The sequence below is a fragment of the Caballeronia sp. dw_276 genome (genome assembly GCF_018449635.1).
GTDB lineage: Bacteria > Pseudomonadota > Gammaproteobacteria > Burkholderiales > Burkholderiaceae > Caballeronia.
Genome location: NZ_JAAVUV010000003.1, coordinates 288,536 through 311,903, shown reverse-complemented (window position 1 = coordinate 311,903; position 23,368 = coordinate 288,536). Strand labels below are relative to the sequence as shown.

The window sequence follows — 23,368 nt, the reverse complement described above, 5'->3', positions numbered from 1 at the left end:
CGAACCAAGGCTCGGAAAAATGCTAAACCAGAGATAAAACCATACTGTCGAGTTTAACCGCCATGGACCCGAAGATGATTCGAAGAACCTCGCTCAAGTTCTCGATTTCCGGTCCCGGCCGTCACCCTGCAGAAATTGTCCTCAGGGTTGCGTGTGTTCGTTGAACGTCAGCACGTCGCCGGTTTTCAGCGTGATCTGCAACTCCTTTGGCGGCCGCATCTGAACCCCGGTCTTGTCGATACCGGCCAAGCCTTGCAAGAACGGCTGTTCCAGCGCGCTTGCCGGTCCGGGCGCACACGCCATCCGCGTGCTGGCGAGCGGGCCGAACGAGAGCTTGCCATCGGTCAGGTCGTACGTGCCGGTAAAGCGGTTGCATCCGGAGAAGCCGTTTGCGCGGCGCTGGCCGCCATCCGTCGATAAATTCAGTGTGATGGGCGTGGTGTCCGGAATCTGGCGCGCACGGCCGGTTGCGTCGGTCCAGGTGGACAGTTGCCATTGGGTATCGTCGAGAAGCTGGGTCGCGGCCGGATTGTACGGATCGGTCGGCGGCGCGGCGCTGTCCGGGTGGGTCGGCAACGTGCAGCCAGCGAGCGCGCCGCCCAGAACGAGCGCCGCGGCCGAAAAACAGGCCGCGATGGAGAGCCGGGAATGGGCGGAAGCAGCATGGACGTGGCTACGCGCCGAATGGGGCGCCAGGCGCGAACGGGAAGGCTGCATCGACATGAAATATCCTCAGGCTGGCAAAACCGTAAGGGTATCGCACTCATCAGGCGATTGACCAAGGGCGTTTGCATCGGAATCGTTGCGATGTGTAAAGAAAGGTCATGCGCGGCGACCTTTCCCGCAGGGGAAAACGCGCTGCCGGACGGGCTGCGAATCGTGTCTGCAAAGGGGCCGCGTGTTAACATCCTGGGCTTTACAGGCCTCTTTTTCCGGAGCATTCATGCAGAGCGCGAAGTCCGCTGCGTCCCCCTTTCAAGCTGGCACCATCGGCACACCGCTTTCTGCCGGCGCGACCCGCGTGATGCTGCTCGGCGCGGGCGAACTCGGCAAGGAAGTGATCATTGCGCTGCAACGGCTCGGCGTGGAAACCATCGCGGTCGACCGTTACGCCGACGCCCCCGGCCACCAGGTCGCGCATCGCTCGCACGTGATCGACATGACCGACGGCGCGGCGCTGCGCGCATTGATCGAAGCCGAGAAGCCGCATTTGATCGTGCCGGAAATCGAGGCCATTGCAACCGACACGCTGGCCGAAATCGAAGTGGAGGGGCTTGCCGTCGTGATCCCGACCGCGCGGGCGACCCAGCTTACGATGAACCGCGAAGGCATTCGCCGCCTCGCTGCCGAAACGCTCGGCCTGCCGACGTCGCCCTACGCTTTCGCGGATTCGCTCGATGAAATGAAGGCGGGTATTGGCAAGATCGGTTTTCCATGTGTGGTGAAGCCGGTGATGTCGTCGTCAGGGAAGGGACAGTCGGTGCTCAGGAGCGAGGCCGATATTGAACCCGCATGGCAGCACGCCATGGCCGGCGGCCGTGTGAATCACGGGCGCGTGATCGTGGAGGGGTTTATCGACTTCGAGTACGAGATCACGCAGCTCACCGTGCGCGCGATCAGTCCGCAAACGGGCGATTTGCAGACGTATTTCTGTGATCCGATCGGCCATGTCCAAGTAGCGGGCGATTACGTCGAATCGTGGCAGCCGCAAGCCATGAGCGCGACGGCGCTGGCGAAATCGCGCGAGGTCGCGGAAAAAGTCACGACGGCGCTGGGTGGTCGCGGCTTGTTCGGCGTCGAGTTATTCGTGCGCGGCGACGATGTCTGGTTCTCCGAGGTCAGCCCGCGACCGCATGACACGGGTCTCGTCACGCTCGCCACGCAGCGTTTCTCGGAATTCGACCTGCATGCGCGCGCGATCCTTGGTCTTCCCGTGGATACGACGTTGCGCGCGCCGGGGGCATCGGCGGTGATTTACGGTGGACTCGACGAAGCTGGCATCGGCTTCGAAGGCGTGGCCGAGGCACTCGCGGTGCCGGATTCGGACCTGCGCCTTTTTGGCAAACCCGAAAGCTTTACGAAACGCCGCATGGGCGTGGCGCTCGCGACCGGACGCAATACTGACGAAGCACGGGAACGCGCGAAGCTGGCAGCGTCTAAGGTAAGACCCGTCTCCATTCGATGACGGCAACACGCTGTCCGTCTCGCGCGCACCACGCGCTTCGCACGGGCGGCACGGAGGTTTCAAGTGAAATTGTGTGTGGTAGCCGTGTTGTGCGCGGTCGTGGTCGGATTGAGCGGGTGCGGGTTGGCAGCGGCGCCGTGCCGTATCGCGTCGGCGGGGTTGAAGATCGTGCCGGTGGTCGGTCATGTCGCGGCGGCGCCGACCGACGCGTGCGCTGGGGTAATCGATCCTTGATTGCGGCGCGGCGCATGACCGCACAAACCACGAACGAAGGGATATCGAGATGGAACGATTTTTTGAACGGACGCACGGAATCAGGAGAAAGATCGCTGCGACCCTCGGCGCGTTGTGTCTGGCGTCTGTAGCGCAGGTGGCGTTCGCCATGCCGCTGACCGTGCCCCAGATCCAGACGGCAACGACGAACACGCTGCGCTACAAGTGCAACGGCGGTCACGTGCTGACCGTCCAGTACATGAACACGAAGAACAAGCAGAGCTTCGCGTTGCTCACGGTAGACAATCGCAAGATGCTGTTTGTCAACGTGCTCGCCGCGTCCGGCGCGAAATACGTCGGCGACCACTACACGTGGTGGACGAAAGGCCCGGAAGGCACGCTCACTGACGAAACCGCCGACCCGAAAGCCGCGCCCATGCTTGCCGAGTGCAAAACTGGAACCTGATCCGGTCCGTGTTTGATATGCCCTGAAAGCCCGTTTCGATGTTGGTCGAAGCGGGCTTTTTTATTGCCGCCCGTTTGCCGGAAATATAGGCCGAATGGCTAACGTGAAGGGCCGTCGCGGCATCGAACGGCTATCCGGAGTATGGTTGCTATCGGGATGTCGGCACGCGCAAACCGCGACCTGCATCGAAGAACCGGCGGCTGCCGCGCGAGCGCGCAACTTTGAACAGAGTATGAGGCTGACATGCTGAAGAAAACCTACCCGTACTATCTTGCGAACGAAGCCGTGGCGGCCAACACGGACCTGGAAGTTACCGATAAATTCAGCGGCGAAGTCGCGACCCGCGTGGCGATGGCGGACGCGAAGGCAATCGATGCTGCAATCGGGCACGCCGTTGCCGCCCAGCGCGCAATGCGCGAATTCAAGCCGTATCAGCGGCAAGCGGTGCTCGATCATTGCGTGAAGCGTTTTCGCGAACGTTTCGATGAACTCGCGGAAGCGCTGTGCATAGAGGCGGGCAAGCCCATCAACGATTCGAAGGGCGAGGTGACACGTCTTATCGATACCTTCAGGGTCGCGGCCGAGGAATCAGTGCGTATCGACGGCGGCATGATCAATCTGGAAATCGCGCCACGCGCCGCCGGATACCACGGCTACTACAAACGCGTGCCGATTGGTCCGTGTTCGTTCATCTCGCCATTCAATTTTCCGTTGAACCTCACGGCGCACAAGGTTGCTCCCGCAATCGCCGCCGGCTGTCCGTTCGTGCTCAAACCCGCAAGCCGAACGCCGGTCGGCGCGCTAATCATGGGCGAAGTGCTTGCCGAGACGGATTTGCCGAAGGGCGCGTTTTCAATTCTCCCGGCCCATCGCGACGGCGCGGATCTTTTTACTGCCGACGAACGGTTTCGCTTGCTGTCGTTCACCGGTTCTCCGGCGGTCGGCTGGGAGCTGAAGAAAAAAGCGGGCAAGAAGAAGGTCATTCTGGAGCTGGGCGGCAACGCGGCGGCGATTGTCGATCGTGATCAGGCCGACCGGCTGGATTACGTCGTGGACCGGTTGACGTTCGGCGCGTTTTACCAATCGGGGCAAAGTTGCATCGGGGTGCAACGCATCCTGGCGCACGCCGACATCTACGACGCGTTGCGCGAAAAGCTCATCGCAAAAACGAGGTCGTTGAAGATGGGCGACCCCAAGGATGAAAAAACCTTCGTTGGCCCGATGATCTCGGAATCCGAATCCAGACGGCTGGCCGGCTGGATGGAAAGCGCCGTGTCGAATGGCGCGAAGATCATCGCGGGCGGGAAGGTGGACGGCGCCATGTTCGAAGCCACGTTGCTGGAAGGGGTGAAGCGCGACCAGGATTTGTATCGCAAGGAAGCGTTTGGCCCGGTTGCGATCCTCGAAAAGTTCACGGATTTCGCTGAGGCGCTCGAAACGGTCAACGACAGCGACTTCGGCCTGCAGGCCGGCGTTTTCTCCGACAGCCTCTCGAACGTCAATCTCGCCTGGGACGAGCTGGAGGTGGGCGGCGTGGTGGTCAACGACGTGCCGTCGTTCCGCGTTGACAACATGCCGTATGGCGGTGTCAAGGACTCCGGGCTCGGACGCGAGGGAGTCAAATATGCGATCGAGGACATGACCGAACTGCGGTTGATGGTGGTTCGAGATATACCTAAACCGGCGTCGGACGCCGCGCCAAAAGCGAAATAGCCCGTTGCGGGCGCTGCGCGGTAACGCGGGGAAGCCCGGCCGGCGGGGTTTTACGGCGTCCTGGCGCTCCGTACGATCTGAGCGTGGCGCCAAGCGGCGCAGTGCTACAATATCGGGCTTTCCCGTAGTTTGGGCGCCGCGACCGGCGCAGCTGCGGGGAAGATCGTGACCGGTATGCTTTCATGCTGGTTGCCGTCGAGGTAGCGCCACGCGGCCTGCTGCATTTACTCGCCACTTGTACTTTGCCGTTTGAGCCGTTTGTACTATTTGCAGGTACTACGCTGTCCGGTTGAATCAGACTGGATCGGGCAAAAATTCGCAGAGGTCGAAACCTTGCGAATCCGAAGTCCGCGCGTTGATCGCCGATTGCCAGTTGCAAGGCGAAACACGCGGCTTCTTTCTTCACGAAGTCCATGAGCGGTGGAATGACCGCTCGCGCGCCGCTCCGGCGCATTTTTAGCGAAAGCGAAGCCACCAAAGTCACCATGTCAGATCCCGTCGTCACGAACCCGTCCGCCGCTCAATCCGACGCACCCGGCGCCGCTTCCAGCGCTGAAGTCAGCGTTGCGCCTCAGGCAGCCGCAGCGCCTCTGCCCGTACCCACATTCGATCAGTTCGGCTTGTCCGCCGACATCTTGCGCGCCGTGGTCGAATCCGGCTACACGATCCCTACGCCTATCCAGGCGCAGGCAATTCCCGTGGTGCTCGCCGGTCGCGACGTCATGGGCGCCGCGCAAACCGGCACGGGCAAGACCGCGAGCTTCTCGCTGCCGATCATCCAGCGCTTGCTGCCGACGGCCAGCACGAGCGCATCGCCGGCCCGCCACCCCGTGCGGGCGCTGATCCTCACGCCCACGCGTGAGCTCGCCGACCAGGTCGCCGCAAACGTGCAGGCTTATTCCAAGCACACGCCGTTGCGCAGCACTGTGGTGTTTGGCGGCGTCGACATGAATCCGCAATCCGAAGCCTTGCGGCGCGGCGTGGAAATCCTGATCGCGACGCCGGGACGCCTGCTCGATCACGTTCAGCAGAAAACGCTGAACCTGGGTCAGGTACAAATGCTCGTTCTCGACGAAGCCGACCGCATGCTCGACATGGGTTTCCTGCCGGATCTGCAGCGCATCCTGAACCTGTTGCCGAAGGAGCGCCAGACGCTGCTTTTCTCGGCTACGTTCTCGGGCGAAATCAAGAAGCTCGCCGCGACTTATCTGCGCAACCCGCAGACCATCGAAGTCGCGCGCAGCAATTCTACGAACGCGAACGTGCGGCAAATCGTGTTTGAAGTCGCCGAAAGCGACAAATCAGGCGCGGTCACGCAGTTGATTCGTGAACGCGGTCTGAAGCAAGTCCTGGTGTTCTGCAACAGCAAGATTGGCGCAAGCCGCCTCGCGCGCGTGCTGGAAAAAGATGGAATCATCGCGACGGCCATTCACGGCGACCGCACGCAAGGCGAGCGCATGCAGGCCCTCGATGCATTTAAGAAAGGTGAAATCGAAGCGCTGGTCGCAACCGATGTCGCCGCGCGTGGTCTCGACATCACCGATTTGCCGGCTGTGATCAACTTCGATCTTCCGTTCAGCGCCGAAGATTATGTTCACCGCATTGGCCGGACGGGGCGTGCGGGCGCGACGGGCGACGCGTTGTCGCTGTGCAGCCCCAACGAGCGCAAGCAACTTGCCGATATCGAAAAGCTGATCAAGCGGCCGCTCGAAGTCATGACGCTGAAGGTCGACGTGCCGGTTCGGCGCGAATCGTCCACGGGTCGCCGCGACGAACGGCCGGCCCGTGCGGAGCGCGGTGAACATCGGCATGCGCGCAGCGAGGAGCCGCGCCGCCGTTCTACATCGTTCGAACGTTCGCATTCACGCCAGCAACCTGTCGATGATTTTTTCTTGAAGCCCTATGTGGCGTCGCCGGCATCGGCCAGGAAAGCACAGGACGAAGCCGCGGCGGAAGCCGAGCGCAAGAACACGCCGCGTCAACCGCTGGCTGCGTTGCTGGGTGGTTTGGGTATGCCGCGCAGGACGCCGTCGGAGTCTTGAGGAATATAGGCAGCTTGTAGCGAAAAAGGCGGCAGCAATGCCGCTTTTTGCTTTCTGGAAGATACAGAACTAAGTTCCGAACCTTCGCGCCCATTGCGCCGTAGCGTCGGAGAAAAAAGTTTCCAGCGAGCCAGTAGGCGGTTGTTCAAGGCCAAGATGCTTTGCCGCTTGCATCAATGCAGGAAGAGGGCGGTGCGTGTCCAGCGCCGTTGCTCCCGTCTGTTTGCTGAGTTTCTCGCCGTGCTCATTTTCGACCACGGGAACGTGCAGATAAACGGGCGTTGGGACAGCCAGACATTGTTGCAAGTAGATTTGGCGCGCGGTCGAATCCAACAAGTCGGCGCCACGAACGATATGGGTGATGCCGCATTCCGCGTCGTCAACGACAACGGCAAGTTGATAAGCCCATTCGCCATCGGCGCGCTTGAGTACGAAGTCGCCTACCTCAGTTGCCAGATTCTGCGTTTGCACACCCTGCCAGCGATCCTCAAAGGTCAGCACGGCGGCATCGCCGTCCGGCACGCGCAATCGCCAGGCGCGCGGCAGCTTGCCATGCAGCCCGTCGCGGCACGTTCCCGGATAAGCAAGCGTGGCGTGCCGCAGATGAGCATGGCCGAGCGAGTCGGCGATCTCGCGGCGCGTGCATCCGCAGGCAAACACAAATCCCGCCGATAACAACCGGTCGAACGCACGCTGATACGCGTGCTCCCGTTGACTCTGCCAGATGGGTTGCTCGTCGGACCGCATGCCGAACTTGCGCAGCGTGTCGAGAATATCTTCTGCCGCGCCGGGTACCGTGCGCGGACCGTCCACATCTTCAATCCGGACAAGCCATGTTCCTCGATGCGCGCGTGCATCGAGGAAACTGGCCAGCGCGCTCACCAGCGAACCAAAGTGAAGGGGTCCGGTGGGAGAGGGCGCAAATCGCCCGCGGTACGCGGGCGCCGCTTTCATGTCTTGTGCCGCTGCTCGCCCGGGCCGGGAAACGAAGCCCGGCCGTCGGCGGTGATCGCAGCGTGTGCTTCATCGCTATTGGCGGTTTCGTCTTCCGTGCCCGAGGCGTCGCCATTTTGTAAATTTGCCGCCGGTTCCAGCGCCGCATTCAAGGCTGTCCGGTGATCGAACACGAAACACTCGCCGTGGTAGTGCGCGCCTCCTACTTCCTCGAAGTACTTGAGAATGCCGCCCTCGAGCTGATAAACGTGATCGATGCCAACTTCCTTCATGTGAATGGCGGCCTTCTCGCAGCGAATTCCGCCGGTACAAAACGACACCACCGTCTTGCCTTCCAGATCCGCGCGATGCGCTTCAATCACGCCGGGAAATTCGCTGAATTTATCGATGCGGTAATCGAGTGCCTGATCGAACGTGCCCACGTCGACTTCAAACGCATTGCGCGTGTCGAGCATCACGACCGGGCGGCCGTGGTCGTCATGTCCACGGTCGAGCCATGCTTTGAGCGTGGCCGCCGGCACGGACGGCGCACGACCCAGTTCCGGCTTGATTGCCGGCTTTTTCATGGTGATGATTTCACGCTTCAATTTCACCAGCATCTTGCCGAACGGCTGCGTGGCCGAGATGCTTTCCTTGAACTCCAGATCGGTGAATTTCCCCTCGAAAAGCGCATCTGTCCGAAGGTAATGCATGAATGCGTGGATGGGTTCCGGCTCGCCCGCGACAAACAAATTGATACCCTCGGGCGCGAGCAGGATCGTGCCGCGCAGGCCGAGCGACATGCAGCGCTCGACAATCAGAGGCCGCCAGTCGGCGCCGTTCTCGATGGTCACAAATTTATACGCAGAAAGATTGATGATGCTCATGACGCGAATGCTCTTAAAAGTGCTTGAAACGGGCGTTGCCGGATGATAAAGCGGGTTCGACGCGCGAAAAACCGCATCTGTCGAATCCGTATTATCCCGCAAACGGCCCGCGCTTCCGACTCGGCCGATCGGCCAACGATGCGGCACTTTTTTCATGATGTGGATCGGACTTGTTCGACCCCTGACCGAATGGCTAACGCGCGCTCCGTGAGGTATTTTCGCGAATAGGCGCATGTACAATATCGGTCATGTCAGATCCCCGTTTTGTCCATCTTCGTGTTCACTCCGAATTCTCGATTGCCGACGGCATCGTGCGCCTTGACGACGTCGTCAAGGCCGCAGCCAAAGACGGCCAGGGCGCGCTCGCGCTGACCGATCTCGGCAATGCGTTCGGCCTCGTCAGGTTCTATAAGGAAGCGCGTAGCAAGGGCGTGAAGCCCATCGCCGGCTGCGACGTCTGGATCACCAATCCGGCAGATCGCGACAAGCCTTCGCGCCTGTTGCTGCTCGTCAAGAATCAGCGCGGGTATCTCAACCTGTGCGAGCTGCTTTCGAAAGCCTGGCTCACGAACCAGTATCGCGGGCGTGCGGAAGTCGAATATGAATGGCTCGAAGGCGGGTTGTCGGAAGGCTTGCTGGCGCTGTCGGGCGCGCAGCATGGCGATATCGGCATGGCGTTCGCCGCCGGTAACGACCAGGCTGCGCTTCGTCACGCCGAGCGCTGGGCCAAATTGTTCCCGAGTGCGTTTTATATCGAATTACAGCGCGCCGGACATCCGGGCGGCGAGACTTATATACAGCAAGCTGTCGCGCTTGCAGCGCAGTTGAAGTTGCCGGTCGTCGCCACGCATCCCATGCAGTTCATGACCCCGGACGATTTCACGGCGCACGAGGCGCGCGTGTGTATCTCCGAGGGCGACATGCTCGCGAATCCGCGCCGTCAGAAGCGCTTCACGACCGAGCAATATTTTCGTACGCAAGAGGAAATGTGCGCGTTGTTCGCGGACATTCCGTCGGCGTTGGCGAACACGGTTGAAATCGCGAAGCGCTGCAATCTGAAGCTGGAGCTCGGCAAGCCGAAACTGCCGCTTTTCCCGACGCCCGACGGCATGTCGCTCGACGACTACCTCGTGCATTTGTCGAAGGAAGGGCTCGAGAAGCGCCTCGCCCAGCTTTATCCCGATGAAGCCGCGCGCGAGGCGCAGCGCGAGACGTATTACGCGCGCCTGGAATTCGAGTGCAAGACCATCATTGGCATGGGCTTCCCGGGCTACTTCCTGATCGTCGCCGACTTCATCATGTGGGCGAAGAACAATGGCGTGCCGGTCGGCCCGGGTCGCGGATCGGGCGCGGGTTCGCTGGTCGCGTACGCGTTGTTCATTACCGATCTCGATCCGCTCAAGTACAACCTGCTGTTCGAACGATTCCTGAATCCCGACCGCGTGTCGATGCCTGACTTCGACATCGACTTCTGTCAGGAAGGGCGTGACCGCGTCATTCAGTACGTGAAGCAGAAGTACGGCGCCGACGCGGTATCGCAGATCGCAACCTTCGGCACGATGGCCGCAAAAGCGGCCGTGCGTGACATTGGCCGCGTGCTCGATCTCGGCTACATGTTCACCGACGGCATCGCGAAGCTGATTCCTTTCAAGCCGGGCAAGCACGTCACCATTGCGGACGCGCTGAAGGAAGAGCCCACGCTGCAGGATCGCTTCGACAACGAAGACGAAGTGCACCAGCTGATCGAACTTGCACAGCGCGTGGAAGGGCTCACGCGTAACGTCGGCATGCACGCGGGCGGCGTCCTGATCGCGCCGGGCAAGCTCACGGATTTTTGCCCGCTCTATACGCAAGGCGAAGACGGCGGCGTGGTCAGCCAGTACGACAAGGACGACGTGGAAGCCGTCGGGCTCGTGAAGTTCGACTTCTTGGGCCTGACCACGCTCACCATTCTCGACTGGGCTGAACGGTATATCCGCCGGCTGGATCCATCGAAGAAAGACTGGAACCTGTCGCAGGTCCCGCTCGACGATCCCGCTTCGTTCCAGATCCTCAAGAAAGCGAATACGGTCGCCGTGTTCCAGCTGGAAAGCCGCGGCATGCAGGGCATGTTGAAGGACGCGCAGCCTGACCGGTTCGAAGACATCATTGCGCTGGTGGCGTTGTATCGTCCGGGCCCGATGGACCTGATCCCGAGCTTCTGCGCGCGTAAGCATGGCCGCGAGATCGTGGAATATCCGGACCCGCGGGTGGAATCTGTCCTGAAAGAGACCTACGGCATCATGGTCTATCAGGAGCAGGTGATGCAGATGGCGCAGATCATCGGCGGATACTCGCTTGGTGGCGCCGACTTGCTCCGCCGCGCGATGGGCAAGAAGAAGGCCGAGGAGATGGCCGAACATCGCGAACTGTTCCGGCAGGGCGCGGCGAAGAATGGCCTGACGGCCGGCAAAGCCGACGAAATCTTCGACTTGATGGAAAAGTTCGCGGGCTACGGTTTCAACAAGTCACACGCGGCAGCGTATGCGTTGCTCGCGTACTTCACGGCGTGGCTCAAGGCGCATCATCCGGCCGAATTCATGGCGGCCAACATGTCGCTCGCCATGGACGACACGGACAAGGTCAAGATCCTGTTCGAGGATTGCCTCGTCAACAAGATGATCGTGTTGCCGCCGGACATCAATCAGTCCGCTTACCGGTTCGAGCCGGTGGCCGAAGCCGACGGCAAGCGTTCCAAGACCATTCGATACGGCCTCGGCGCGGTGAAGGGCAGCGGGCAGAGCGCTATCGAAGAAATCTTGCGGGCGCGCGAAGAAGCACCGTTCACGGATATCTTCGATTTTTGCATGCGCGTGGATCGCCGCATGGTGAACAGGCGCACGGTGGAAGCGCTGATCCGGGCCGGCGCGTTCGATTCGCTGCATGACAATCGGGCGCAACTGATTGCATCGGTGTCGCTCGCCATGGAAGCGGCGGATCAGGCCGCGGCCAACGCCATGCAGTCCGGTCTCTTCGACATGGGCGACGAACCCCAACAAGGCCACGAACTCGTCGATGAACCCATGTGGTCTGACAAGAAGCGCTTGCAGGAAGAGAAAAGCGCGCTGGGCTTCTATTTGTCGGGCCATCTCTTCGACGCCTACAAGACCGAAGTCCGCCGCTTCGTCCGCCAGAAGATCGGCGAGTTGAAGGAAGGGCGCGAGAAGCTCGTGGCCGGCGTGATCACGACCATGCGCACGCAGATGACTCAGCGCGGCAAGATGCTGATCGTGAATATCGACGACGGCACGGGACAGTGTGAAGTCACGGTGTTCAACGAACAGTTCGAAGCGAACAAGGCGCTCTACAAGGAAGACGAGTTGCTCGTCGTGCAAGGGCAGGCGCGCAACGACGCGTTCACCGGCGGCATTCGCTTTACGGTCGAAGCGGCAATGGATCTTGAGCGTGCCCGCAGCAAATACGCGCAATCGGTGAAGGTCGAAATGAACGGCAACGCCGACGCATTGCGATTGAAGAAAGTACTGGAAGCTCATAGTGCGCCGCCCGAGCAAGCAGCGGCGCCAGCGGCGGTTCAGGCTTCGTCGCGCGGCGGCGCTCGGGGCGGGGACCGCGACGGCGGCGGCCGCGGCCAGCGTGCGCCGGTGCAGATCCCAAATGGCCTCAACGTGAGCATCCTGTACAGAAGCGAGCACGCGGAAGGCGAAGTGCGGCTTGGCGACGAATGGCGCGTCAAGCCAACCGACGATCTCATCACGGCGTTGCGAGGAGAGTTCGCGGGTAGCTCCATCGAAATCGTTTATTGATGCGCGCCGGGAACAAGGCGTGGCCGAATCTCGGCATCTCCGCCAACGCGCTCAAACAAAGTGGCGGGCTCGAGCGTTACGCGCTCGACCTCGTTCGCGGACTGAACACGGCGGGTTTCATTGACGAGCACAAGCCGGCGTTTTTTGCCCGCAAGTTCGATACGTCGCAGCCCGAAAGCGCAATGGTCGCCGCGCATAGGATCAACGTGTCGCTGCTGCCATCCAAGCTGCGCGACACGTATTTCAACTGGGCGCTCAAGCGTGCGCGCAAGCATGCGCAAGTCGATGTGCTGATCGGATGCAATCGCGTGGAGTCGTCGGAGATCGCGATTTGCGGCGGAACGCATATTGGCTTTCTGGCCGCGAGCAAACGGGATGAACGCCCTTCTGATAGCCGTCAGATCAGGATCGAGCGTTTGCAGTATCAGCAGGCCAAGGTCGTCGTTGCGCACTCGGAGATGATGCGCGACGAATTGCGCACGCTCTACGCGGTGCCCGATTCGAAAATCCGCGTGCTTTATCCGCCCGTGGACGGTACGCGGTTTTCGGTGGTGTCGGCGCAAAAGCGCGCGGCGCTTCGCAAGCAATTTGGCTTTGCCGATAACGAAATCATCCTGCTCTTTCCATCCAGCAGTCACGAGCGCAAGGGTTTGCCGCTGATCGAAGCGGCGTTGCGAGACAGTGGTTTGCCCGTCGTGATCGCGGTCGCAGGCAGGCCGCCTGCACAGACGTCGGACAAGATCAGGTACATCGGATACGCGAAGAACATCGAGGACGTGTATCGCGCGGCGGACTTCACGATTCTCGCGTCGACCTATGAGCCGTTTGGGCTTGTGGGTATCGAGTCCGTGATGTGTGGAACGCCGGTGATTTTTTCGACGAACATTGGTTGCGTCAGCGCGATTGCGGACAGTGCGAAGTTCACGTTTCAGCCCGGCAATGCCGACGACTTGCGCCGCGCCGTGCAGCGCGGGCTCGACGCAAAACCGGCAAACGTATCGGCTGCATCCATTCTTTACGACACAAGCATCGCCGCGCACGTCGGCGCATTACTTGAGCTTGCCATCAGTGCGGCTGGTTCAACTGCGCGAGCTTGAGAAAACGGTAATACACGGTCTGAGCATTAAAAACGGCGATCATGAAACCGGCGCGGCCATCGAGAAAACCGCGTCGTAGAAAGTAGGTGCGCATGAACGCCCACGCGCCGCGCAGCACTGCCGTGCTGAAGCTGCCGCGTTTTCCCGCCGCGTGACGTTGTTGGGCGCCGGCCGTCGAGTAAGTATCCAGCTTGCGCAACACGGTCTCGAAGTCCTCGTACGAGTAGTGCATCAGCTTGCCGTTCAAGCGCGCGACCTTTGTTGCGTCCGGCTGCGAAAGCACGAGTCGCTCGTGCACGAGGTCATCGGAGAAACGCGCGGTGCCGCGCTTGAAAAGTCGCGGAATCCAGTCCGGATACCAGCCGCTGTGATAAATCCAGTTCCCGCAAAAATTCGATAAACGGTCGACCGCGTAGACATCGGCTTGTGGTTTTGCGAGCGCTTCGCGGATTGCAAGCCCCAGCTCCGGTGACACGATTTCATCGGCGTCGATGGACAACACCCAGTCTGTCGTCAGCGCATCGAGCGCACGGTTTTTCTGCGGGCCGAAGCCGGGCCAATCCCGTACTTCTATTACGCGCGCGCGATGCGCCTCCGCTATGCCGGCCGTGGCGTCGGTGCTGCCGCCATCGATCACGATGATTTCATCCGCAAATGCAACAGCCTCGAGACATTGCGCGAGACGGGCCGCTGCATTAAAAGTGATAAGGGCGATGCCGAGCGTTGGGCGGGTCATGGGCCGAATATAGGGTACGTGAATTGCTATAATTTGACGCTAAAAGCACCAGCCGCGAGTGCTGCGTTTATAGTCGCTGTCACGGCGATTTGCTTCGGCGGGCCGCACCTCTTTGTGCGCGTTTGCAAGACCGGACGAAGCACGAATCAAGCACCATGCAAGCACCGCACGGTGCGTGGCACCTGAAGTCCGCCGACCGGACATCGTTATACCAGACTCCGGCTGTCCGGCTTGTTGCCGGAACGAACGCACGGGGAATACACGCGTCAATTTGTCCTCGCGGGCACGACCGTTGAATCATATCGATGCATGAAACGAACGCACGGGTAGTACCCACAATACAACCGCCTGGCTCGCGCAGCGGATCATAAAGAATCACTCGGAGTCCATCACTGCAATGAAACCGCTGAGAATTTTGCACAGCGAATCGTCCAACGGATGGGGCGGTCAGGAACATCGCACGTTCAAGGAAATGCTTGCGCTGCGTGATCGCGGTCACACACTGGAACTCGTCTGCGTACCCGGCGCGCGGCTCGGCGAGCGGCTGGGCGCCGAAGGATTCACAATCCACACAACGCCCATGCGTTCCGGCATGGACATCAGCGCGGTTGCGCGCATGCGGCAGCTTTTGAAGGAACGCAGCTTCGACGTGCTCAACACGCACAGTGGCCGCGACAGCCTTTTGGGGGGCGCCGCGGCGCGGCTTGCCGGAACGCCGCTGATTGTGCGTACGCGCCACCTCGCGCTTGCCATCACGTCGCGCGCGACCTACACGTGGCTGCCGCACAAGGTGGTGGCGGTGAGCCAGTCAGTGCGGCGTTATCTGGTCTCGGAAGGCGTGCCGGAAAAAGATATCGTGACAATCTATACGGGTATCGTGAAACCGCCTTCGGTGAGCCGGGCAGCGTCGACTTTGCGCACGGAACTCGGCCTCGGCGAAGATGCGGTGATCGCCGGCACGGTTGCAATCCTGCGCGACAAGAAAGGCCACGCGGACTTGATCCGGATTGCGAAACCTCTCATAGAACAAAGACCGAATCTGCATTTTGTCTTCGCCGGCGACGGACCGCTCTTCGATGAAATCCGCGCCAGCGTGCAGGGCAACGGTCTCACGGATCACGTCCATATGCTCGGCCTGCGCCGCGATATCCCCAACGTGCTGGCAGGCTTCGACCTCTTCGTGTTGCCGACGCATCAGGAGGCGCTGGGTACGTCGTTCATCGAGGCCATGGCTGCCGGGTTGCCGGTCATCGGCACGGCGGTGGATGGCGTGCCTGAAGTGATCGACGACGGCGTGAACGGCCTGCTCGTTCCAGCGCACGACGATCGCGCGCTTGCCGCCGCGTTGCTGCGGCTGGTCGATGCGCCGGATGAACGCCGCCGCATGGGCGATGCCGGTTTGGCGGTGACACAGACGCGCTTTTCCGTCGATACCATGGCAAACGAAATGGCCGCGTTCTACGTCAGCAGCCTGAGCGAGCGGGGTCTTGCATGAAGACGGCGCGCGCCGTGCCGGTGCTGATGTACCACCACGTGAGCCCGGCGCCGGGCGCGGTGACCGTGTCGCCGGCGAATTTCGCGGATCAGATGGCAATGCTCGCGCACGAAGGCTATACCACGCTCGGCGCAAACGCCTTCAGTGCGTATCTGGCGGGCGAGCCGGTGCCCGAAAAGTCGGTCGTGCTCACCTTCGACGACGGTTACCTCGACAACTGGGTTCACGCGCATCCCGTACTTGCACGGCATGGTTTCACGGCGATCGGGTTCCTCGTTTCGGGATGGGTCAACGACGGACCCGTGCGACCGAACATGTTGGGTGCATCGCCGGGCGTCCTCCAATTGCTGGGCCATACGGCGTCGAAGGCGGCCATCGAGTCGGGCAAGACTGACAAGGTCATAGCGCGGTGGTCCGAAATTCATGCAATGCGCGAGGCCGGGACGTTCGAATTCCATAGTCACACGCATACCCATACGCGCTGGGATCGCGTGAGCGCAGACCCGGCCGCCAAGCGCACCGGCCTTCGCCACGATCTGCTCGAAGCCCGGGCAACGCTCGAGCGCAATCTCGGTGAGACATCGGATCATCTTTGCTGGCCGCAAGGTTACTTCGACGCCGACTATCTCGAAGAGGCGGCAGCCGCGGGTTTTCGCCATCTCTACACGGTGCAACCGGGCACGAATGTCCAGCGTGGCGATCCGGGCAATATCCTCCGGCTCGACGTACGCAATAAACCCGCGCCCTGGCTGAAAAGCCGCTTGTGGGTTCACAGCCGACCGCTTCTCAGCCGCCTTTATCTGAAAATCAAATGACGATGGACCGATGCAACCGCAGTCGCGACGCATTCAGGCCCACGCAAGTCCTGACATTTACGAGTATTTACCGCCATGCATGATCGACACGTCTCCGTTATCGGCCTGGGCTACGTGGGTTTGCCCGTCGCCATCGCTTTTGGCATGCAACGCCGCACGATCGGCTTCGATGTCAGCCCGAACCGGCTCGCCGACCTTCGCGCGGGCCTGGACCGGAACGGCGAAGTCAGCCGCGACGAACTGGCTCGCGCGCAGATCGAGCTGACCGATAGCATCGAGACCTTGAAGCAAGCCGATTTTCACATCGTGGCGGTACCCACGCCGATCAGCGCTGGCGCGCAGCCCGACCTTCAGCCGGTGATCCGCGCATCCGAAACGGTCGGACGGGCGCTCAAGCGCGGCGACATCGTGGTATACGAATCAACGGTTTATCCGGGCGTCACCGAGGAAATCTGCGTGCCGATCCTCGAGCGCGAATCGGGCTTGCGCTTCGGCACGGATTTCACGGTGGGATACAGCCCCGAGCGCATCAACCCCGGCGACAAGCTGCACCCGTTCTGCAATATCGTGAAGATCGTCTCCGGGTCGGATGCAAGGACGCTCGATCTGGTCGCCGAGGTGTACGGCTCGGTCGTGACGGCGGGGGTGTACCGCGCCGGGTCCATCAAGGTGGCGGAGGCCGCGAAGGTGATCGAAAACACGCAGCGCGACCTGAATATCGCGCTGATGAACGAGGCGGCGATCATTTTCGATTATCTCGATATCGATACCCGCGAAGTGCTGGACGCCGCCGGCACCAAGTGGAATTTTCTGCCGTTCACGCCCGGGCTGGTGGGCGGTCATTGCATCGGCGTGGACCCTTACTATTTGACGCACAAGGCCCAGGTGTCCGGCTACACGCCGCAGGTGATTCTGGCCGGGCGGCGCGTGAACGACGGCATGGGCCGGTTCGTCGCCGAGCGCGCCGTGAAGACGCTGATCCGGACCGGACGGGCGCCGCTTGGCGCCAAGGCGGTCGTGCTCGGACTTACGTTCAAGGAGAATTGTCCGGACCTGCGCAATTCCAAGGTGATCGATATCGTTCATCACCTGGAAGACTATGGCCTGAACGTCCAGCTCCACGATCCACTCGCGGATCGGGAAGAGGCTTTCGACGAATACGGCGCGACGCTGACACCTTTTAGTGCGCTGGAACCGGTCGATCTTGTTGTTCTCGCGGTGCCGCATCGAGATTTCCTGCAAAATACGGGCGCATTGATCGCGCTGGCGAAACCGGGCGCCGTATTTGCCGACGTCAAGTCGAGTTTGCCGCTGGAGGAGATCCGCGCGGCGGGGCTCGTCGCCTGGCGTTTGTGAACGGCTTGGGAGCCTGAATCGCTTGATCGCTGACTCGGGCGTGGTTTTGACGCGCAACAATCGCAACCCACACACTCCAATTCTCAAGCAGGAACGCTGTCCGATGAGCCGACTTTCTGGACGCATGCGCATCATGACCCGCGCATTGCCCCGGCTGACGTTAAAGCCGTTGCGCCGGAAGCCGCAGGTGGTCACGCGCGTTCTGATCGCGCATCACTTGTTGCTTGGCGACACGCTGCTGCTGACGCCGCTCATCGCCAAATTGCGCGCGCAACATCCGGATGCGCAGATCGTGCTGACCTGCCCGAAACCCATCGTGCCGCTTTATGCCGGCAAGCCGTTTGGTGTCGAAGTGATTCCTTTCGATCCGCGTGACGTAGGGTCGGTGAATGCCGTGCTGCGCTCGGGACCGTACGATCTCGGCTTCGTGGCAGGGGACAATCGTCATGCGTGGCTTGCGCTCGCGGCCGGATGCCGGTGGATCGCCGGCCATGCGCACGATGTCCCCGCATGGAAGAACTGGCCGCTCGACGAAGCCGTGCCGTACCCGGGCCAGCCCGGCGCCTGGGCCGACCTGGCTGCGCGGCTGGTCGAAGGGCCGCCGCCGCGTCCATACAGGACGACTGACTGGCCGGCGCCCGCGCCCGCGGCGCTCGCAGAAGACGATGCCCGTATCTTGCAGAAGCCTTACGTGGTGCTGCATCCGGGGGCGAGCACCGACGTCAAGCGCTGGCCGGACGACCGCTGGCGCGCGCTGGCGGCGTTCGTTGAAACGCTCGGGCTGGCGCCGGTCTGGAGCGGCGGCCCCAGCGAAACAGCGCTGATCGACGCTATCGATCCGGCCGGCCGGTATCCGAGCTTTGCCGGCCGTATCGACCTGCGTCAGGCATGGCATATGTTTGCCGGCGCGCGGGCGATCGTCTGCCCCGATACCGGCGTGGCGCACCTCGGGCGTCTGACCGGCGTACCGACCATCGCGCTGTTCGGGCCGGGCAACGCGCTGATACACGGCGCGGGAAACTACTGGCGTGATGCGCCGTTCACGCCGGTTACTATCGCTGACATGCCGTGTCGTGATCAGCCCGATATTTTCAGGCGGTATGTGGCGTGGGCGCGCCGCTGTGATCGCAATACATCGACGTGTGTCGCGTGGCGCGGCGACCATGCCGATTGCATGGGATTTATTTCGCTCGAAGCTGTCTGCAACAGCTTGCGGGCGGCTCTTCCGGGAGTGCAATGACGAAGATGTGCATGCAGGTGGAACGCGTTCTGTGGGTGGCGTGTCCAGTCATTATGTTTGTCGCGATGTTCGCCCACATGACCGCGCTCGAAAACATGGCGCTGGGGCTTGTGGGTATCGGCACGCTTGCTGCGGCTTTTTCGCCGGAACGGCCATCGCCGTTGCGCTGGCCGTTGCTGTGGCCCATCGCGGCGTGGGCTGCTTGGGCGTTGATATCCGTTTCATGGTCGCCGTTTCCGCGCGACAGCATGCATGCGTGGCTCGACGAAGTGCTGTATCCGCTCGTGTCGTTCCTGGCCTTCTGGCTCGTCGGTACGCGCACTGAGCGGCCGCAGCAGATCGTGCTGATCAACTGGGTCGCGTGCCTGCTGCTCGCGGCCGGCAGCTTGTACTACTGGGGCCGCTTGCAGCCGCCCACCGATCCCGCCGATGTGCTTCTGCATTACTACAACCGGGTGGGTCACACGAGCACGCTCGCCATCTTCTCGATAACGCTTTTCACCGGGCTCCTGATGGATCGCCGCTGGAGGCTCTGGGGGCTGAGCGGAATCGTGCTGGCGCTGGTCATCGGCCTGGCGACGCTCAACCGTTTTTTCTGGCCGGCTGCGGGGCTCACGCTGGTGATCGCGGCTTACCCGTTGTATCGAAGGCATTTGTTGCTTGCGGCAGTGAGCGTTGTGGTGATCTGCGTCGCCGCGGTGGGAACGCTCGAGCTGAGCGTGCGCTTGCGCCTTGGGCACAACATGCCGAAACCGGCGGCGCGCGAAGTCACGGTTGCCGGGGACAAGATGTACGTGCCGGAGGTTCTGGCCGGTATCGGCGATGCAATGTCTTCGGACACGCGTCCCAAACTTTGGGCTTTTTATGGCAGGGAAGGTGAGGCGCGCACGTGGACAGGCGTTGGTTTTGGCAAGCCTTTGCCGGGACGGGTCTTTCAGGCCGAGATTCCGCCGAGCTTGCTAGAGCGTGAGCCGCAGGCGTTGACGCACGCGCACAACCTGTTTTTGAACACGTGGCTGGAGACGGGCATCGTCGGCGTGGTGCTCGAGATATCGTTGTTGCTGGCGTTGATCTGGCGATTCTGGCGGCTACGTCACGCGGTGCCGTGGGTGAGTGCAGCGGGAATAGCGTTGGTGATGGGCATGGTGGCCAAGAATTCGACCGATGACTTCATGTGGCAGACGACAGCCCTCGCATTCTGGTGCTTCTCCGGGTTCTTGATGGGCCAGGGCGAGAAGATGGCGGGAATGATCCCGGGAGCGCGAGAGGACGCAAAGGGCTGAGAGACAGGGGCGTTACTCTTCCATGAGCGCTTTGGACCTGCCTGAGCGCGGTGAGCGCCGCAAAACCTGCAAGCTTACGCATCGGCCAGCCCCGCGGGTCTTAATGAGACACAGCCCCTCGCCGGATTACAATGTCGGTTTGCCGAATCGGCACCGTGCAAGGGCATGACAAGTCCATAAGGCACAGGCGCCGCGCGAGCGGCAACCCCCGGCCCGCGCGCGCAGCAAGCACAACAAAGGAAACAACTCTTGAGTCAAAAGCCCACCTTGAGCAAAACGATCGGCGGCGGCAAGGCCACTTCGCCGGCCGCCGTCATGACCCGGCTCTGGCCATACATCCGGCCGCTGCTCGGCATTGTTGCGCTCGGCCTGATCGCGATGGGTTTTGTCGCCGCGAGCGAAGCGGGTATCCCCATGCTGCTGAAACCGCTGCTCGACCATGGTTTCGGCGCGCACGGCAGCGCGAGCGCCAAGTGGATCGTGCCGGCCGCCGTTGTCGGACTTGCGGTCGTACGCGGCGGCATGCAATACGCGTCGGGCTATCTGCTTTCGTATGTGACCAACAAGATCCTGCTCGAACTGCGCCTCAAGATGTTCGACCGGATGATCAACACCAGCGCCGGATTCTTTCAGCGTGAAACGGCCAGCACGATCATCAACGCCATCGTTTTCGAGGTGAACCAGATCCTGAGCGTGCTGCAAAGCGTTGTCGTGACGCTCGTGCGCGATTCGCTGACGGTGATCTTCCTGCTTGGCTACCTGTTCATTCTCAACTGGCGGCTGACGCTGGTGATCGCGGTGATCCTGCCGGCTATCGGCTGGCTTGTCAGCAAGATCAACCGGCGCTTGCGGCGCCTCAACCGCGAACATCAACTGCTGACGAACGAACTGTCGTACATCGTGGAAGAGACGGTCGGCGGGTACAAGGTCGTGAAGGTGCACAACGGCCAGAAGTACGAAAACGACCGCTTCACCGACATGAGCAACCGCCTGCGCGGCTACTCCATGCGCATGACGGTGTCCGGCGGTCTCGCGCAGCCGCTCACGCAATTCCTGGCATCGATTGCGCTCGCGATCGTGATCACCATCGCCGTGGTGCAATCGGCGAACGACCAGACCACAGTCGGCGGCTTCGTCGCGTTCGTCACGTCCATGCTGCTCGTGATTTCGCCGCTCAAGCATCTGATCGATATCAACCAGCCGCTGCAGCGCGGCATGACGGCGGCCGAGCTGATCTTTGGTCTTATCGATGAACCCGTGGAGCCCGAAGGCGGCGGCCGTCCATTGGAGCGCGCGCGCGGCGAGGTCGAGTTCCGCGATGTCTCGTTCAGCTATGGCGCAAGCGCCGGGCCCACGCTGGACTCTGTGTCCTTCAAGGTCGCGCCCGGCGAGATGGTGGCGCTGGCGGGTGCATCGGGCAGCGGCAAGACAACGCTGGTCAACTTGCTGCCGCGTTTCTTCGATCCGGCCGGCGGCGCGGTGATGGTCGACGGCGTGGCGCTTACCGAATACAGCCTGCACGACCTGCGCAGCCAAATGGCGATGGTGAGCCAGGACGTAGTGCTCTTCAACGATACGATCGCTGCCAACGTCGCGTATGGCCAGACCCCGGATCGCGAACGGGTGAGGGCGGCGCTTGCCGCGGCGAATCTCGTGGACGTGGTGGAGGCGATGCCGGAAGGCATGGAGACACGCGTGGGCGGCAACGGCATGCGGCTTTCGGGCGGCCAGCGCCAGCGGCTTGCGATCGCGCGGGCCATCTACAAGGACGCGCCGATCCTGATTCTGGATGAAGCCACCTCCGCGCTCGACTCCGAGTCGGAGCGGCACGTGCAGGAAGCGCTAGAAACGCTGATGAAAGGTCGCACGACGCTGGTCATTGCGCACCGGTTATCGACAATCGAGCGCGCGGACCGCATTCTCGTCATGGACGCAGGCAAGATTGCGGAGCAGGGCAGCCATGCCGAATTGCTGCGGCTGAACGGGCTGTATGCGAATTTGCATCGGATTCAGTATCAGCAGCAGGCGGCTTGAAGCAGGCAATCGCTTCGAACAAAAACGCGCCCGAGGGCGCGTTTTTTATTGCGCGGAATCCGGAACCGTATTGTTTGACGTGGCCATTTCGCGCGCTTTCATCCGCTTGCGGTAGATAAGCGTCCACACGGTCAGCCCACCGTAAATGCCGTATCCGACAAACGGCGAAACCAGCAGGAAACGTTCGATCGGCCAGTGCCATGCAAGCCATGCGCGCAACAGGTTTTCACCGGTCAGTCCCAGCCCCCAGGCGAACGTCATCAGGCGAATCGAACGGCGCAGTTGAGGACGGCTGTCCCATAGTGTTTCGAAGCGTTCGGCGCCGCCATCGGATTCGCGCGCCACCGTCGCCCGCGCCAGATAGAACGTCAGCGGCCGGCGCGCGGCAAGCGACAGCAGGAACGCAAGGCCAATGGCACCGGAGGCCATCGATTCACGCATCAGCAACAGGCGCGGACTGCCGCCAAGCGCCATCAGCACAATGGACAACGCAATGCCGATCAGCACGAGCACGCTCAACGCATCGACCCGGCGGGTCCTCGCAAACTCAACCAGGCTCCACACAATAGGTGGAACGGCCGACGCGTAGAGCGCCCCAAGCTCGCCCCAATACGGCAACGCGAGCTTGTACGCGAGCCAGGGCAATACAAGATTCACGACCAGCTCGATCACCTGGTCAGCGCGAATCTTCATATTGAAGGGTGGTTTTTTCAAGAGCGCGTGTTCACGTGAAAATCGATACGACGATCGCGAGCCAGAGCGCGCCCACGCCTGCCAGAAATGCGCGCCGTGCGTGGCGGATCAGTGAATCATCGTCGGGATGATCGACCGGGGACGTTGCGAACCACGGCACCAGACCGAGACATATGAAGCCGGCAAGCGCAAGGACGGCAACGGTGACATCGGCGAAATGCCATTGGGTTGATTCGTGGATGCCCCAATAGCCCAGGAACACGATGCCGATGGAAAACACCGTCGCCGCCGCCGAACTGAGTGCCGCAACGGTACCTGCGGGATAGGCCATTCCCAACCTCCACAACCGCGTAAAGCGCGGATTGTAGCAATCATAG

The 23,368-nt window shown here is 61.6% G+C and carries 19 protein-coding genes; 13 read left to right on the top strand and 6 right to left on the bottom strand.

Annotated features, from left to right (window positions below; translation table 11 throughout):
• Nucleotides 1-141: 141 nt before the first annotated feature.
• Complete coding sequence (locus HB633_RS07235) at nt 142-717, bottom strand: META domain-containing protein (protein ID WP_213777693.1); 576 nt, start codon at nt 715-717, stop codon at nt 142-144.
• A gap of 226 nt (nt 718-943) precedes the next feature.
• Here HB633_RS07235 and purT point away from each other — a divergent pair, with 226 nt between their 5' ends.
• The 5 genes from purT (at nt 944) to HB633_RS07210 (ending at nt 6,619) form a co-directional block, all read left to right on the top strand.
• On the top strand, nt 944-2,185 hold the full coding sequence (purT, locus tag HB633_RS07230; RefSeq protein ID WP_213777437.1) for a formate-dependent phosphoribosylglycinamide formyltransferase: 1,242 nt from the start codon (nt 944-946) through the stop codon (nt 2,183-2,185).
• A 63-nt stretch (nt 2,186-2,248) separates the two neighbouring features.
• A complete protein-coding gene (locus tag HB633_RS07225) occupies nt 2,249-2,419 on the top strand; it encodes a DUF6726 family protein (RefSeq protein WP_213777436.1) in 171 nt (56 codons plus the stop codon).
• Between the two features lie 49 nt (nt 2,420-2,468).
• The gene (locus HB633_RS07220) at nt 2,469-2,864 is read left to right on the top strand and encodes an MliC family protein (RefSeq protein ID WP_213777435.1); all 396 of its coding nucleotides are present in this window, start codon (nt 2,469-2,471) and stop codon (nt 2,862-2,864) included.
• Between the two features lie 243 nt (nt 2,865-3,107).
• Complete coding sequence (locus HB633_RS07215; RefSeq protein WP_213777434.1) at nt 3,108-4,577, top strand: aldehyde dehydrogenase family protein; 1,470 nt, start codon at nt 3,108-3,110, stop codon at nt 4,575-4,577.
• Between the two features lie 425 nt (nt 4,578-5,002).
• Nucleotides 5,003-6,619, top strand: coding sequence for a DEAD/DEAH box helicase (locus HB633_RS07210; protein WP_255580795.1), 1,617 nt, complete (start codon nt 5,003-5,005; stop codon nt 6,617-6,619).
• A gap of 69 nt (nt 6,620-6,688) precedes the next feature.
• Here the strand turns inward: HB633_RS07210 and gluQRS are convergent, their stop codons facing one another.
• Complete coding sequence (gene gluQRS / locus HB633_RS07205; protein ID WP_213777433.1) at nt 6,689-7,573, bottom strand: tRNA glutamyl-Q(34) synthetase GluQRS; 885 nt, start codon at nt 7,571-7,573, stop codon at nt 6,689-6,691.
• Nucleotides 7,570-8,439 (bottom strand): sulfurtransferase, encoded by an 870-nt coding sequence (locus HB633_RS07200; protein ID WP_213777432.1) that lies wholly within the window; start codon nt 8,437-8,439, stop codon nt 7,570-7,572. The genes gluQRS and HB633_RS07200 overlap by 4 nt, the downstream gene beginning before the upstream one ends.
• A gap of 239 nt (nt 8,440-8,678) precedes the next feature.
• Between HB633_RS07200 and dnaE the strand changes: the two genes are divergently transcribed.
• Both dnaE and HB633_RS07190 read left to right on the top strand, forming a co-directional pair.
• Nucleotides 8,679-12,242: a DNA polymerase III subunit alpha gene (gene dnaE, locus HB633_RS07195; protein ID WP_213777691.1), complete on the top strand. Its 3,564-nt coding sequence runs from the start codon at nt 8,679-8,681 to the stop codon at nt 12,240-12,242.
• Nucleotides 12,242-13,339: a glycosyltransferase family 4 protein gene (locus HB633_RS07190; RefSeq protein WP_213777431.1), complete on the top strand. Its 1,098-nt coding sequence runs from the start codon at nt 12,242-12,244 to the stop codon at nt 13,337-13,339. Before dnaE ends, HB633_RS07190 begins: the two co-directional genes overlap by 1 nt.
• On the opposite strand, the gene HB633_RS07185 is transcribed toward HB633_RS07190, so the two are convergent.
• On the bottom strand, nt 13,308-14,075 hold the full coding sequence (locus HB633_RS07185; protein ID WP_213777430.1) for a glycosyltransferase family 2 protein: 768 nt from the start codon (nt 14,073-14,075) through the stop codon (nt 13,308-13,310). The two genes, HB633_RS07190 and HB633_RS07185, sit on opposite strands and share 32 nt — an antisense overlap.
• Before the next feature lie 397 nt (nt 14,076-14,472).
• Here HB633_RS07185 and HB633_RS07180 point away from each other — a divergent pair, with 397 nt between their 5' ends.
• The 6 genes from HB633_RS07180 to msbA all read left to right on the top strand — a co-directional run bounded on the left by HB633_RS07180 (nt 14,473) and on the right by msbA (nt 22,298).
• A complete protein-coding gene (locus HB633_RS07180; RefSeq protein ID WP_213777429.1) occupies nt 14,473-15,570 on the top strand; it encodes a glycosyltransferase family 4 protein in 1,098 nt (365 codons plus the stop codon).
• Complete coding sequence (locus HB633_RS07175) at nt 15,567-16,385, top strand: polysaccharide deacetylase family protein (RefSeq protein ID WP_213777428.1); 819 nt, start codon at nt 15,567-15,569, stop codon at nt 16,383-16,385. Before HB633_RS07180 ends, HB633_RS07175 begins: the two co-directional genes overlap by 4 nt.
• A 75-nt stretch (nt 16,386-16,460) precedes the next feature.
• Nucleotides 16,461-17,741, top strand: a complete 1,281-nt coding sequence (locus HB633_RS07170; protein ID WP_213777427.1) for a nucleotide sugar dehydrogenase — start codon at nt 16,461-16,463, stop codon at nt 17,739-17,741.
• A gap of 103 nt (nt 17,742-17,844) precedes the next feature.
• Nucleotides 17,845-18,981 (top strand): glycosyltransferase family 9 protein, encoded by a 1,137-nt coding sequence (locus tag HB633_RS07165; protein WP_213777426.1) that lies wholly within the window; start codon nt 17,845-17,847, stop codon nt 18,979-18,981.
• Nucleotides 18,978-20,264 carry an O-antigen ligase family protein gene (locus HB633_RS07160; RefSeq protein ID WP_213777425.1) on the top strand — a complete coding sequence of 429 codons (1,287 nt, stop codon included), beginning with the start codon at nt 18,978-18,980 and terminating at the stop codon, nt 20,262-20,264. The genes HB633_RS07165 and HB633_RS07160 overlap by 4 nt, the downstream gene beginning before the upstream one ends.
• Nucleotides 20,265-20,579: 315 nt before the next feature.
• Entirely contained in the window at nt 20,580-22,298 is a 1,719-nt protein-coding gene (gene msbA, locus HB633_RS07155) for a lipid A export permease/ATP-binding protein MsbA (protein ID WP_213777690.1), read from the top strand.
• 45 nt (nt 22,299-22,343) lie between these two features.
• On the opposite strand, the gene HB633_RS07150 is transcribed toward msbA, so the two are convergent.
• Nucleotides 22,344-22,991, bottom strand: a complete 648-nt coding sequence (locus HB633_RS07150; RefSeq protein ID WP_213777424.1) for a VC0807 family protein — start codon at nt 22,989-22,991, stop codon at nt 22,344-22,346.
• A gap of 31 nt (nt 22,992-23,022) precedes the next feature.
• Nucleotides 23,023-23,322, bottom strand: coding sequence for a hypothetical protein (locus HB633_RS07145; protein WP_213777423.1), 300 nt, complete (start codon nt 23,320-23,322; stop codon nt 23,023-23,025).
• Nucleotides 23,323-23,368: the final 46 nt, after the last annotated feature.

Coding starts and splice junctions, on each gene's coding strand:
- HB633_RS07235 (WP_213777693.1), bottom strand. CDS start 717: ATGCAGCCTTCCCGTTCGCGCCTGGCGCCCCATTCGGCGCGTAGCCAC.
- purT (WP_213777437.1), top strand. CDS start 944: ATGCAGAGCGCGAAGTCCGCTGCGTCCCCCTTTCAAGCTGGCACCATC.
- HB633_RS07220 (WP_213777435.1), top strand. CDS start 2,469: ATGGAACGATTTTTTGAACGGACGCACGGAATCAGGAGAAAGATCGCT.
- HB633_RS07215 (WP_213777434.1), top strand. CDS start 3,108: ATGCTGAAGAAAACCTACCCGTACTATCTTGCGAACGAAGCCGTGGCG.
- HB633_RS07210 (WP_255580795.1), top strand. CDS start 5,003: ATGACCGCTCGCGCGCCGCTCCGGCGCATTTTTAGCGAAAGCGAAGCC.
- gluQRS (WP_213777433.1), bottom strand. CDS start 7,573: ATGAAAGCGGCGCCCGCGTACCGCGGGCGATTTGCGCCCTCTCCCACC.
- HB633_RS07200 (WP_213777432.1), bottom strand. CDS start 8,439: ATGAGCATCATCAATCTTTCTGCGTATAAATTTGTGACCATCGAGAAC.
- HB633_RS07190 (WP_213777431.1), top strand. CDS start 12,242: ATGCGCGCCGGGAACAAGGCGTGGCCGAATCTCGGCATCTCCGCCAAC.
- HB633_RS07185 (WP_213777430.1), bottom strand. CDS start 14,075: ATGACCCGCCCAACGCTCGGCATCGCCCTTATCACTTTTAATGCAGCG.
- HB633_RS07180 (WP_213777429.1), top strand. CDS start 14,473: ATGAAACCGCTGAGAATTTTGCACAGCGAATCGTCCAACGGATGGGGC.
- HB633_RS07175 (WP_213777428.1), top strand. CDS start 15,567: ATGAAGACGGCGCGCGCCGTGCCGGTGCTGATGTACCACCACGTGAGC.
- HB633_RS07170 (WP_213777427.1), top strand. CDS start 16,461: ATGCATGATCGACACGTCTCCGTTATCGGCCTGGGCTACGTGGGTTTG.
- HB633_RS07165 (WP_213777426.1), top strand. CDS start 17,845: ATGAGCCGACTTTCTGGACGCATGCGCATCATGACCCGCGCATTGCCC.
- HB633_RS07160 (WP_213777425.1), top strand. CDS start 18,978: ATGACGAAGATGTGCATGCAGGTGGAACGCGTTCTGTGGGTGGCGTGT.
- msbA (WP_213777690.1), top strand. CDS start 20,580: ATGACCCGGCTCTGGCCATACATCCGGCCGCTGCTCGGCATTGTTGCG.
- HB633_RS07150 (WP_213777424.1), bottom strand. CDS start 22,991: ATGAAGATTCGCGCTGACCAGGTGATCGAGCTGGTCGTGAATCTTGTA.
- HB633_RS07145 (WP_213777423.1), bottom strand. CDS start 23,322: ATGGCCTATCCCGCAGGTACCGTTGCGGCACTCAGTTCGGCGGCGGCG.